Below are 12231 nucleotides of genomic sequence, written 5' to 3'. Positions count from 1 at the left end.
CCCCGCACCTTTCGGTGCGGGGCTCGACCAGTCGTTCGGATCAGTCCTTGACCAATTCCGGTGCGGGGGCCTCGTCCTCGACCTCGACCGGGCCGCCGTGACCGTGCGCGCCGGCTGCGGCGCGGGCCGGCAGCAGCACCGCCATGACGATCACGACCACCGACAGCACCGCGGAGAAGCCGAAGGCCAGCCGCATGCCGTCGAGTTGTGCGGCGATCGGCTCGGTGCCGCCCTCGACCAGGGTCTTGGTGCGGGTCGCCATGACCGTGATCACCAGCGCCGTGCCGAAGGCCGCGGAGACCTGCTGCAGCGTGCCGAGCATGGAGCTGCCGTGCGAGTACAGGTGCGGCGGCAGCGCGCCCAGACCCAGCGTGAACACCGGGGTGAACGCCGCGGCCAGCGAGACCATCAGCAAGATGTGCAGCGCCAGCAGCTGCCAGTACGGCATGGTCAGCGAGATCTGGGTGAAACCGGCCAGCGCGGCGGTGATGCCGATCGAGCCGGGGATCACCAGGACACGGCCGCCGAAGCGGTCGAAGATCTTGCCGACGGTCGGGCCGAGCAGGCCCATCGCCAGGCCGCCGGGCATGACCAGCAGACCGGTCTCCAGCGCCGAGAGGCCGCGCAGGTTCTGCAGGTAGAGCGGCAGCAGCATCATCGAGCCCAGCATCGCCAGGAAGGCGATCGACATCAGGATCAGGCTCTTGGTGTAGGTGCCGGCCAGCAGGACCCGCAGATCCATCAGCGGCGAACCGTTGCGCTGCAACTGGATCTGCCGGAGCGCGAACACCGCGACCAGCGCGATGCCGGCGACCACCAGCAGCACCGGGGAGGCGACATTGTCGGGCGAGAACTTGCTCAGGCCGTAGACCAGGGCGCCGAAGCCCAGTGCCGCGAATGCCACACTGGCCCAGTCGATATCGCCGGTCTGCGGTTCGCCGATGTCCTCGAGCTTGCGGAAACCCAGGTAGGTGACCGCGCCGGCGATCGGCAGCACCAGCACGAACAGCCACCGCCACGACGCCCACTGCAACACCAGACCGGAGATGACCGGGCCCATCGCCGGGGCCACCGAGATGGCCAGGGTGACGTTGCCCATCACCTTGCCGCGATCCTGCTCGGCCACCACCGTCATCAGGGTGGTCATCAGCAGCGGCATCATCACCGCGGTGCCGCCGGCCTGGACGACCCGCCCGAGCAGCAGCACCTCGAAGGTCGGCGCGATCGCGGACAGCGCGGTGCCGGCCAGGAAGACGCCCATCGCGATGGCGTAGGCCCGGCGGGTGGTGACGCGCTGCAGGAACCAGCCGGTGACCGGGATGACCGCGGCCATGGTCAGCATGAAGACGGTGGAGACCCACTGCGCGGCCTGCTCATCGACCTCGAAGTCGTGCATCAGGCTCGGGATCGCGTTGATCATGATGGTTTCGTTGAGGATCACCACGAAGGTGGCGAGCACCAGGAGTCTGATGACCGTCGGCGTTTTTCCGCCCGTTGACGGGGCGGATATGTCGGCGCGCATGCGGGCTACCTCCGGGTGTACGTGAGCGGAAAGTCGAGGGGGTGGGCCGATGCCGAGTCGCACGAACACGTTCCGGATGCCACACGGGATCTGACGGGATCGCTTCGAACAACTCATCGGTCGCGGATCAGTATTCCTGCGGGCACCGACACGTTTCACCCGAATTTCCCCGGCTCAGCGCGGTGATAGCCGAGATAAACCCCTGATCACCTGTGACTTTCCCGGATGTTTACCGGCCGTCGTGAGCCCCGTCACGTCCCCGCGACAAGCACTGCGCAGGGGCATGGACGCACTACAAACCGGTCGGTACCGTTTGGGAGTTATCCGTTCCGCACATCATCCGGCGAGCCCCTCGAGGTGGTCATGTCGAGCGTTGTCGAGGAATCAGCAGTCCAGCCCGGCACCCGGGACAAACGGTGGTGGGTGCTGGGGGTCCTGGCCATCGCGCAGCTGATGGTGGTGCTGGACGCGACGGTGGTGAACATCGCCCTGCCGGACGCGCAGAAGGACCTCGGCTTCTCCGACGCCAACCGCCAGTGGGTGATCACCGGCTACACCCTGGCCTTCGGCAGCCTACTGCTGCTCGGCGGGCGGCTCAGCGACCTGGTCGGCCGGCGGCTGATGTTCATCACCGGTCTGATCGGCTTCGCGGTCGCCTCCGCCGTCGGCGGCGCGGCCTCGAGCTTCCACATGCTGGTCGGCGCGCGCGTCGCCCAGGGCGTCTTCGGCGCCATGCTCGCACCCGCCGCGCTGGCCCTGCTCACGGTGACCTTCACCGAACCCAAGGAGAAGGCCAAGGCCTTCGGCATCTTCGCGGCCGTCGCGGGCGCGGGCGCGGCGATCGGCCTGCTGCTCGGCGGCGCGCTGACCGAGTGGGGCTCGTGGCGCTGGGCGCTGTTCGTGAACCTGGCTTTCGCCGGGGTGGCGCTGGTGGGCGCGTTGCTGCTGCTGGCGCGGCATGTGTCGCACGGCAAGGCCTCGCTCGACCTGCCCGGCACGATCACCGCGACGGCCGGTCTGTTCGGCATCGTCTACGGCTTCTCGCACGCCGCCGACCACGGCTGGGGCAGCGCGACCACCGTGTGGTGCCTGGTCGTCGGTTTCATCCTGCTGGTGGCGTTCGTCTTCATCGAGACCCGGGTGGCGCAGCCCCTGCTGCCGATGCGGATCGTGCTGGACCGGCACCGCGGCGGCGCCTACCTCGCGGTCTTCGTGGCCGGTATCGGCATGTTCGCGGTGTTCCTGTTCCTGACCTACTACATGCAGCTGATCCTGAAGTACACGCCGATGGTCACGGGCGTGGCCTACATGCCGATGGTCGTCGGCATGATCCTGGCCTCCACCACCGGCCCGACCCTGCTGCTGCCGCGCTTCGGCCCGAAACTGGTCTCGGCCATCGGCTTCCTCGTCGCCGCCGTGGCGATGGTTTGGCTGACCCGGATCGACCTGCACAGCAACTACTTCACCCACGTCATGCCCGGCCTGCTGCTGATGGGCCTCGGCGTCGGCGCCGCAATGTCGACCGCCTTCGCCTGCGCCACCTCCAACGTGCACCACACCGACGCGGGCGTCGCCTCCGCGATGGTCAACACCTCCCAGCAGGTCGGCGGCTCCATCGGCACCGCGCTGCTGTCCACCTTCGCCGCCACCGCCGCGACCAACTACATGGTCGGCAAGACCCCGACCCCGGTGAATCTCGCCGACGCCCAGGTCCACAGCTACATCACCAGCTTCTGGTGGGCCGGCGGCTTCCTGCTGGCGGGCGCCGTCCTGATGGCGATCATCATGCCCAACACCGTCCCGGTCCCCGCCGAAGGCGAAACGGTCCTCGCGGGCTGACGCAGCACGGGACCCGGCCCCCTCATTCGGCCGGGTCCCGTGCTGTGCCGGTCAGCTCTTGGCGATGGCCTCGAAGACCTTCGGATCGACCAGGGTCGAGGTGTCGCCCAGTTCCCGGCCCTCGGCGACGTCGCGCAGCAGGCGTCGCATGATCTTGCCGCTGCGGGTCTTGGGCAGTTCCGGGACGACGTGGATCTCGCGGGGCCGGGCGATCGGGCTGATCGCCCGGGAGACTTCGGCTTTCAGGTCCGCGACGAGGGCGTCGCCGGTGTTCCGCGCCTCGGCGGTGAGGATGACGAAGGCGACGATGGCCTGGCCGGTGGTGGCGTCGGTGGCCCCGACGACGGCGGCCTCGGCGACACCGGAGTGGCCGACCAGGGCGGATTCGACTTCGGCGGTGGAGATGCGGTGGCCGGAGACGTTCATGACGTCGTCCACGCGGCCCAGGACCCACAGGTCCCCGTCGGCGTCGAGTTTGGCGCCGTCGCCGGCGAAGTACCAGCCCTGCTGGGCGAATCGGTCCCAGTAGGTTTCGCGGAAGCGGTCCATGTCGCCCCAGATGCCGCGCAGCATGGCGGGCCAGGGCTCGTCGAGGACCAGTAATCCGGCGCCGTCCGCCAGCACGGCGCCGTCGTCGTCGACCACCGCGGCGCTGATGCCGGGCAGCGCGGCCATCGCGGCGCCGGGCTTGGTGGCGGTGACGCCGGGCAGCGGCGAGATCATGATGGCGCCGGTTTCGGTCTGCCACCAGGTGTCCACGATCGGGGTCTTGTTGCCGCCGATGACTTCCCGATACCAGCGCCAGGCTTCGGGGTTGATCGGTTCACCGACCGAGCCGAGCAGGCGCAGCGAGGAGAGGTCGTGGGCGGCCGGAATCTCCTTGCCCCACTTCATGAAGGTGCGAACCAGCGTCGGTGCCGTGTAATAGATGCTGACGCCGTACTTCTCGATGATCTGGAAGTGCCGATGCTCGTCGGGCGAGTTCGGGGTGCCCTCGTAGACGACCTGCGTCGTCCGGTTCGACAGCGGTCCGTACACGATGTAGCTGTGGCCGGTGACCCAGCCGATGTCGGCGGTGCACCAGTAGACGTCGTGTCCGGCTTTGTGATCGAAGACGTTGTGGTGGGTGTAGGAGGCCTGGGTCAGGTAGCCGCCGGTGGTGTGCAGGATGCCCTTGGGCTTTCCGGTGGTGCCGGAGGTGTAGAGGATGAACAGCGGGTGCTCGGCATCGAAGGCCTGCGCCTGATGGTCCGGCGAGGCGTCGGTCACGGTGTCGTGCCACCACAGATCGCGGCCCTCGGTCCACGGCACCTCGATTCCGGTGCGGCGCACCACGAGCACGTGCTCGACCGTCGTCCGGTCCGCGCCGAGGGCCTCGTCCACGGCGGACTTCAGTGGCGCCGCGGTCCCGCGCCGCCACTGGCCGTCGGTGGTGATGATCAGCCGGGCCTGGGCGTCGTCGACGCGCTGGCGCAGCGCGGTGGGGGAGAAGCCCGCGAACACCACCGAGTGCGTCAGGCCGAGGCGCGCGCAGGCCAGCATGGCGATGATCGCTTCCGGCACCATCGGCATGTAGATCGCGACCCGGTCCCCGGCGCGCAGCCCGAGTTCGGTGAAATAGTTCGCGGCCCTGGATACTTCGGCGAGTAGCTCGCTGTAGGTGAGGTCGCGGGAGTCGCCCGGCTCGCCCTCCCAGTGGATGGCGACCTGATCGCCGTGCCCGTCCAAGACGTGCCGGTCCACACAGTTGTAGGCGACGTTGAGTTTGCCGTCGACGAACCATTTCGCCACCGGCGCGTCCGACCAGTCCAGTACCTGCGACCACGGCTGCTCCCAGTGCAACCGCCGGGCCTGCTCGGCCCAGAACTCCAGCCGGTCGGCCGCGGCCGAGTCATGCAGGGCTGCACCGGCATTGGCGGCCGCGGCGAACTCCGCGGTGGGCTCGAAGGCCGCGGTGGCGTGGTCGGTTGCGCTGGTCACTGGAAGAACTCCTATCGAACAGTCAAGGGAGGTAGAGCAGTTGGGCCCCGGCCTCCGCCGGGGCCCAACCGAAACGCCGCGCCGTTGCGGCTTTTTATTCGCTGCCGGCGGTCAGTGCACGATCGCCTTTTCAGCACCGACACCGGTCAGCGAACGAACTTCCATCTCCGCGGCCAGGGCCTGGCTCTCCGGCTTGCGGCCACCGACGAAGGTGCCGATCACGCCGAGCGCGAAAGCCAGGGGGATGGAGACGATTCCGGGATTCGACAGCGGGAAGTAGTCGAAGTCGTGGTTGGAGAGCATCGCGGTCTTGTTGCCCGACACCGCGGGCGAGAACACGATCAGCACGATCGTCGAGATCAGGCCGCCGTACATGCTGAACAGGGCGCCGGTGGTGTTGAAGCGCTTCCAGAACAGCGAGTACAGGATGGTCGGCAGGTTCGCCGCCGCCGCGACCGCGAAGGCGAGCGCCACCAGGAAGGCGATGTTCTGGCCGTTGGCCAGGATGCCGAGGCCGATGGCCAGGATGCCGATGATCACCGCGGTGATCCGCGATACCCGTACCTGCTTGACCTCGTCGACATTGCTGCGCTTGATGACACCGGCGTAGATGTCGTGGGCGAAGGAGGCCGAGGCGGTGATGGTCAGGCCGGCGACCACCGCGAGGATCGTCGCGAAGGCGACCGCGGAGATGATGCCGAGCAGGATGACGCCGCCGAGTTCGAAGGCCAGCAGCGGAGCCGCCGAGTTCTGCCCGCCCGCGGCGGCCAGGATCCGGTCCGGTCCGACGATGGCGGCCGCGCCGTAGCCCAGCACCAGGGTGAACAGGTAGAAGGCGCCGATCAGGCCGATTGCCCAGACCACCGAGCGCCGGGCCTCTTTCGCGGTCGGCACCGTGTAGAAGCGCATCAGCACGTGCGGCAGACCCGCGGTGCCCAGCACCAGCGCCAGACCCAGCGACAGGAAGTTCAGCTTCGACATCGAGGTGCCGCCGTACTGCGCACCGGGGGCGAGCACGTCGCGCGCGGCGACGGCCTTGTTCGTCGACTCGGAAACCTTGTCCTGGGCCGCGCCGAGGATGTCGGAGAGGTTGAAGCCGAACTTGGCGAACACCATGATCGTCATGACCGCGGCGCCCGCGATCAGCAGCACCGCCTTGATGATCTGCACCCAGGTGGTGCCCTTCATGCCACCGACCAGCACGTACACGATCATCAGCACGCCGACGACCGCGATCACCAGGGCCTGGCCGGACTTGCTGGAGATGTCGAGCAGCAGCGCCACCAGGCCACCGGCGCCGGCCATCTGCGCGAGCAGGTAGAACAGCGAGACGGTCAGCGTGGTGAGTGCGGCGGCGGTGCGCACCGGGCCCTGCTTGAGCCGGAAGCTCAGCACGTCGGCCATGGTGAATTTGCCGGTGTTGCGCAGCATTTCGGCGACCAGCAGCAGCGCTACCAGCCAGGCCACCAGGAATCCGATGGAGTACAGGAACCCGTCGTAGCCGTACACCGCGATGGCGCCGGCGATGCCGAGAAAGCTTGCGGCGGAGAGGTAGTCGCCCGCGATGGCGATGCCGTTCTGCGGCCCGGAGAAGCCGCGCCCGCCGGTGAAGTAGTCGGCGGCGGTGCGGGTGTTGCGGCTGGCCCGGATCACCACGACCATGGTGAACACGACGAACAGGCCGAAGATGGCGATATTCGCCAGCGGCTCACCGACGGTCTCGGCGGCCAGATACTGCGTAGCGGCGGAGCTCATGCCTTCTCGCCCTCCAGGTAGTTGCGGATGGCGGCGGCGCGCGGATCCAGTTCCTTGTTGGCGAACCGGACGTAGAGCCCGGTGATCACGAAGGTGGACACGAACTGGCCCAGGCCGAGCAGCAGACCGGTGTTGATGTTGCCGAACACCTTGGTCGCCATGAAGTCGTGGGCATAGGCCCCGAGCAGCACATAGCTCACGTACCAGAGCAGGAACAGCGCGGTCATCGGGAACACGAAGCGCCGCAGGCGGCTGCGCAATTCCTGGAATTGGGGACTCGATTGGACCTCGGCGAATTCCTCCGCACTCGGCACCCGGGGCGGCTCGGCGCCGCCCTTGTCGAGATCGATACTGGTCATCAGGTGGATCCTCGCTGTGACGTGGCTTACTGCGCTGAACGGTAACCGGAGCGCCCGGACCGATTCGTGGTGTGGCCCAGCTCACTCTGTGAAGGCGGGGATTTCTGCGCCGAACGGTCGGGCGGCCGCGACGAACGGTAGATCGGCGGTGTGCCGCTCCCGGTCAGTTCGAGTGCAGCCGGCGTTCCCGATCGGCGCCCATGCCGAGGCGCTCGGGGGCGTGCATGCGCACGAACACCCGGCCGACCGCGCGCGGGCTCAGTCCGCGGGTTGCCTTGCTCACCAGGATCATCGAGAGGAACGCCAGCGGCACGCTGATCGCTGCGGGATAGCCGAGAATCGCGGCCGGCCACCCACCGGCAACCGCGCCGGAGATGCCGCCGGTCACCGAAACCACGGTGGCGCCGCCGGATAAGAGCCCGCCGGTGACCAGACCCACTGCCGCGCCGGTGGCGGTCAGGCCACGCCACCAGATCCCGAGGACGAGCAGCGGGCAGAGCGTCGAGGCCGCGACCGAGAAGGCAAGCGCCACCGTGCGAGACAGGTCGAGCGAGGTGACCGTCACCGAAAGCACCAGCGGCACCAGGCCGGCCGTCAACGCCGCGATCCGGAAATCCCGGATCCGCCCGCGCAGCATGTCGGTACTGAGCACGCCCGCGATGCTGACCAGCAGCCCGGAGGAGGTGGACAGGAACGCCGCGATCGCACCGGCGGCGGCGAGCGCGGCCAGCAGCTGTCCCGGCAAGCCGCTGAGCACCGAACTCGGCAGCAGCACCACCGCCGCGTCCGAGGTGCCCGTGATCAGCAGCTGCGGAACATAGAGCCGCGCGAAGACGCCCAGCAGAATCGGGCTCAGATAGAACAGGCCGACCAAACCGATCACCGTCAGCGCCGTCGCGCGGGCGGCCCGCCCGTCCGGATTCGTATAGAACCGCACGAGCACGTGCGGCAGCCCCATGGTGCCGAGGAATGTGGCGATGATCAGGGAGTACACCTGATAGGTCGGATGGCCGCCGCCGAAGCCGCCGCCCGGGGTCAGCCACGTCGACCCGTCGGTCGGGGCACCGCTCACCACCGGCACCGCCGAGCCCGCCTCGAGAATCAGTTTGGTCCCGGCCCCGAGCTCGTGGGTACCCGGCGCCAGCACCACCGTCGCGTCCAGCGACTGCCCGTCCAGCCGCCCGTCGATCGAAACCTGTTGCGACGCGGCCACCTGCACCACCACATCGGTGCTCACATCCACCGTCGTGCGCACGGTGACCACCGGGGGCGCGGGCGACCCCAGCGGCCGGTCCTCGCTCAGGAAGTGCCCGAGCAGCACCAGCGCCGGCAACGCCACCGCCGTCAACTTCAACCAGTACTGGAACGCCTGCACCAGCGTGATCGACCGCATCCCGCCCCCGGCGACGTTCGCGATCACGATCGCCCCCACCGCCAGCGCCCCCACCCAGCTCGGCACCCCGAGCAGGATCCGCAGGGTCAGCCCCGCGCCCTGGAATTGCGGAATCAAATACACCCCGCACACCAGCACCACGACCACCGCCGCCAGCCGCCGCAACCGCACCGACCCCAACCGGAACTCCGCGAAGTCCGGCACCGTATACGCCCCCGACCGCCGCAACGGCGCCGCCACGAACAGCAACAACCCCAGATACCCGGCCGTGAACCCCACCGGATACCACAGCGCATCGGCCCCGTACTTGGCGATCAGGCCCGCGACCCCGAGAAACGAAGCAGCCGAGAGGTATTCACCCGAGATCGCCGCCGCGTTCCATCGCGGCCCGACACTGCGCGAGGCCACCAGGAAGTCCGACGTGGTCCGCGCCATCCGCACCCCGTAGGCCCCGATCGCCACCGTCGCGAGCGCGGCGAAGGCCAAGGCGCACACCGTCAACACCGGCGCTGTCCCCATCACGGCCGTGCTGCCCAGGTTTCGATGCCACGCGGCATCGGCGCGGCGCGATGTCGCGGCGGCGCGCAGCGAATGGGCGTTCGCACCTCAGTCCTCGGCCAGTTCGAGAAAGTCGTGTTCGTTGCGTTCGGCGAGATGCCGGTAGAGCCGGCCGACGGCGTACAGGGCGGGATAGACGGCGAAACCGAGGAGCAGCCAGGGGAGGCGGATGCCGAGGATGTGCAGGGCGTCGATCGCCTCGATCCGGAAAAGCAGCGGCAGCGAACACAATACGAGGACCGATATCAGTGCCATGCGCAGCGCGAGGCCGAGCTGGGCCCGGATGAGACCACCGATCAGCGCCTCGCCGATTTCCGTCTGCTCCTCGACCTCCAGCCGCGTGTGAATACGCCGCGCGCCGCGCCGCTCGGCCAGCACTACCCGCTGACGCACCGGCCGTTGCCCCCGAGCCGGCGAATGGCCGGTGGGATCGGCGTCCGCCTGATCTCGCCGCTGCGGATGGTCGGTCATCGCTGAGTCCACGTCTGGCGTGGGCCGTTGATCAGGCGCTGCTTGAGTTCGCGGACCTGGCGGCGACTGACCGGGAGTTCGACGGCAGCGGCATTGCCCTCGGCGCGCAGACACACCACGGTGCCGGTGCCGACCGTGCGCAGTCCGGTCACCAAGCGCAGCGCGACCAGGTAGGACCGGTGTACGCGCAGGAAACCGGCGTCCTCCCAGCGGGATTCGAGCGCGGACAACGGAATCCGCACCAGGTGCGAACCATCGCTGGTGTGCAGCCGCGCGTAATCGCCGTCGGCCTCCACCCAGCTGACGCTGGAGCGCGGCACGAGCGTGGTGACCCCGCCCAACTCGACCGGGATGACCTCGTTCGGATCGGTACGCGGCTGCTCCGGTGCGGGCGTGCTCGATTCCGCTGCCGCGCCGCGGTTTCCGGCGATGCGGCGCACGGCCTCGGCCAGCCGCGCCTCGCGCAGCGGCTTCAACAGGTAATCGGTGGCACCCAGATCGAACGCGGCTACCGCACGATCGTCGTGCGCGGTCACGAACACCACCGCGGGCGGATTGGCGAATTCCGACAGGATGCCGGCCAGTTCCATGCCGTCCAGCCCGGGCATATTGATGTCCAGGAAGACCGCGTCGACCGGATGCGCCCGCAACTCCCGCAGCGCCGAGGTCGCGTCGGCCGCCTCGTGGATCTCTCCGACCCCGGGCTGCGCGCGCAACAGGTACACCAGCTCGTCCAGAGCGGGCTTCTCGTCATCCACGGCCAGCACGCGCAAGGTGCCCGCCGCACTGTCCGTGGTCGGTGTCACAATCGCTCCATCGTAAAGGGTGCCCGAGCGCCCGTCGCGGACCTCACACCCGCGGTCGGCGGCGGTTCCTCAGGCTTGGATACCCGCCCGGAATTTCGGCACACGCAGACTGACCTTGGTGCCCGCGCCGGGGGCGGTGTCCACGATCAGGCCGTAGTCGTTGCCGAACGCGGCGCGCAGCCGGTCGTCCACGTTGGCCAGGCCGACGTGCGCGGCTTCCCCGGATCGCGCCGGGCCCGAACCGGTTTCGATCGCGTCCAGCGCGCCCGAGCGCAGCAGATCCGGATCCATGCCGGCGCCGTCGTCCTCGACGCTGATCACGCAGTCGGTGCCCGCGTCGGTGGCGACGATGCTGACGGTGCCGCGCCCGCCCGACCCGCCGAGCCCGTGCCGCACCGCGTTCTCCACCAGCGGTTGCAACGCCAGGAACGGCAGCACCACGCCCAGCACCTCGGGCGCGATCTGCAACCGCACCTGCAGGGCGTCGCCGAAACGCGCGCGTTCCAGCGCCAGGTACCGCTCGATATTGCGCAGTTCGTCGGCCAGCACCGTGAATTCGCCCGCCGCGCGGAAGGAGTAGCGGGTGAAGTCGGCGAATTCGAGAATCAGCTCCCGGGCCCGATCGGGATCGGTGCGCACGAACGAGGCGATGGTGTTCAGCGCGTTGTAGATGAAGTGCGGGCTGATCTGCGCCCGCAGTGCCCGCACCTCGGCCCGGTCCAGCCGCGCCCGCGACGCGTCCAGCTCCGCCAATTCCAGCTGTGCGCAGGCGTATCGGGCCACCTCGGCGACCGCGCCCAGCCGCCCGGGCCCGGGCTGACCGGTCGTCACCACGCCCAGCGCCCCCGCCACGCCCGCGTTCTCGATCAGCAACGGTTGCGCGATCAGGGTGCGCCCGCTGTGCTCGGCCCGCCCGGGACCCGGCACCAGCACCGGCCGCTCGGTCGCGACCGCGCGCTTGGCGGCATCGGTGAAGTACTCGGCGAGTTCGGCGTGCGCACCGTCCCAGGCCAGCAGCGTCCCGTCCGCGTCGGCCATGCCGAGCGCCTCGCCGCCGGTGAGTTCGCGCAGATGCGGCGCCGCCTCCTGCGCCGACCGATCGGTCAGCCCGCCGCGCAACGGGCGCGCCGCCAGCGAGGCGGTGTGCAGCGCGGAATACACCGCGCGCTCCTGGGGCGTCGTGACCACCCGGCGGGTCCGCGACCAGACCAGCAGCGCGCAGGCCAGCAGCACGGCCGAAACCGTCACGGCGACAACCGCGGTCGTCACCGGTGGCTCGCGGTGCTGAACGGGTGGTCACCCGGGTGGCGCGGGAGCGGTGCATCCATGTCTCGAATTATGGTCGCAACACGTGTCGCCGGAGCGTCGCGTAGCGGCTTTCGGTCATTGAGGTAGCGGTTTCCGGCCGTGTACTGGCGGAGTGCTGGTGATCTCCAACACGCTGTGTCGCCGAGCGGTCGGACCCCTGGCAGGGACCCGAAGATTTTGCATAGACTCCCAGCGGTCACCCTTGACCGTCGATCCCGTCGTTCACTCCTGACCGCCAAA

At 69.0% G+C, this 12231-nt stretch carries 9 protein-coding genes; 1 reads left to right on the top strand and 8 read right to left on the bottom strand.

Annotated features, from left to right (window positions below; translation table 11 throughout):
• Nucleotides 1–40: 40 nt before the first annotated feature.
• Nucleotides 41–1522: an MDR family MFS transporter gene (locus AB0H76_RS28290; protein ID WP_357330001.1), complete on the bottom strand. Its 1482-nt coding sequence runs from the start codon at nucleotides 1520–1522 to the stop codon at nucleotides 41–43.
• 363 nt (nucleotides 1523–1885) lie between these two features.
• Between AB0H76_RS28290 and AB0H76_RS28285 the strand changes: the two genes are divergently transcribed.
• Complete coding sequence (locus AB0H76_RS28285) at nucleotides 1886–3361, top strand: MFS transporter (RefSeq protein ID WP_357329999.1); 1476 nt, start codon at nucleotides 1886–1888, stop codon at nucleotides 3359–3361.
• A 51-nt stretch (nucleotides 3362–3412) separates the two neighbouring features.
• On the opposite strand, the gene acs is transcribed toward AB0H76_RS28285, so the two are convergent.
• From acs to AB0H76_RS28250, 7 genes are all read right to left on the bottom strand, one after another.
• The gene (gene acs, locus AB0H76_RS28280) at nucleotides 3413–5341 is read right to left on the bottom strand and encodes an acetate--CoA ligase (RefSeq protein ID WP_357329997.1); all 1929 of its coding nucleotides are present in this window, start codon (nucleotides 5339–5341) and stop codon (nucleotides 3413–3415) included.
• Between the two features lie 111 nt (nucleotides 5342–5452).
• Nucleotides 5453–7096, bottom strand: coding sequence for a cation acetate symporter (locus tag AB0H76_RS28275; RefSeq protein ID WP_357329995.1), 1644 nt, complete (start codon nucleotides 7094–7096; stop codon nucleotides 5453–5455).
• Nucleotides 7093–7455: a DUF485 domain-containing protein gene (locus tag AB0H76_RS28270; protein WP_357329993.1), complete on the bottom strand. Its 363-nt coding sequence runs from the start codon at nucleotides 7453–7455 to the stop codon at nucleotides 7093–7095. The genes AB0H76_RS28275 and AB0H76_RS28270 overlap by 4 nt, the downstream gene beginning before the upstream one ends.
• Nucleotides 7456–7618: 163 nt before the next feature.
• Entirely contained in the window at nucleotides 7619–9367 is a 1749-nt protein-coding gene (locus tag AB0H76_RS28265; RefSeq protein ID WP_357329991.1) for a cation acetate symporter, read from the bottom strand.
• An 87-nt stretch (nucleotides 9368–9454) separates the two neighbouring features.
• On the bottom strand, nucleotides 9455–9799 hold the full coding sequence (locus AB0H76_RS28260) for a hypothetical protein (RefSeq protein WP_357330900.1): 345 nt from the start codon (nucleotides 9797–9799) through the stop codon (nucleotides 9455–9457).
• 74 nt (nucleotides 9800–9873) lie between these two features.
• Nucleotides 9874–10683 (bottom strand): LytTR family DNA-binding domain-containing protein, encoded by an 810-nt coding sequence (locus AB0H76_RS28255; protein WP_357329989.1) that lies wholly within the window; start codon nucleotides 10681–10683, stop codon nucleotides 9874–9876.
• Nucleotides 10684–10752: 69 nt separating this feature from the next.
• Entirely contained in the window at nucleotides 10753–11952 is a 1200-nt protein-coding gene (locus AB0H76_RS28250) for a histidine kinase (RefSeq protein WP_357329987.1), read from the bottom strand.
• Between the last annotated feature and the right edge of the window lie 279 nt (nucleotides 11953–12231).

The sequence above is a fragment of the Nocardia sp. NPDC050712 genome (genome assembly GCF_040654295.1).
Lineage (GTDB): Bacteria > Actinomycetota > Actinomycetes > Mycobacteriales > Mycobacteriaceae > Nocardia.
Note: the sequence above shows the minus strand (reverse complement) of the source record. Positions and strands in the feature narration are given on the sequence as shown.

Coding starts and splice junctions, on each gene's coding strand:
- AB0H76_RS28290 (WP_357330001.1), bottom strand. CDS start 1,522: ATGCGCGCCGACATATCCGCCCCGTCAACGGGCGGAAAAACGCCGACG.
- AB0H76_RS28285 (WP_357329999.1), top strand. CDS start 1,886: ATGTCGAGCGTTGTCGAGGAATCAGCAGTCCAGCCCGGCACCCGGGAC.
- AB0H76_RS28275 (WP_357329995.1), bottom strand. CDS start 7,096: ATGAGCTCCGCCGCTACGCAGTATCTGGCCGCCGAGACCGTCGGTGAG.
- AB0H76_RS28270 (WP_357329993.1), bottom strand. CDS start 7,455: ATGACCAGTATCGATCTCGACAAGGGCGGCGCCGAGCCGCCCCGGGTG.
- AB0H76_RS28265 (WP_357329991.1), bottom strand. CDS start 9,367: ATGGGGACAGCGCCGGTGTTGACGGTGTGCGCCTTGGCCTTCGCCGCG.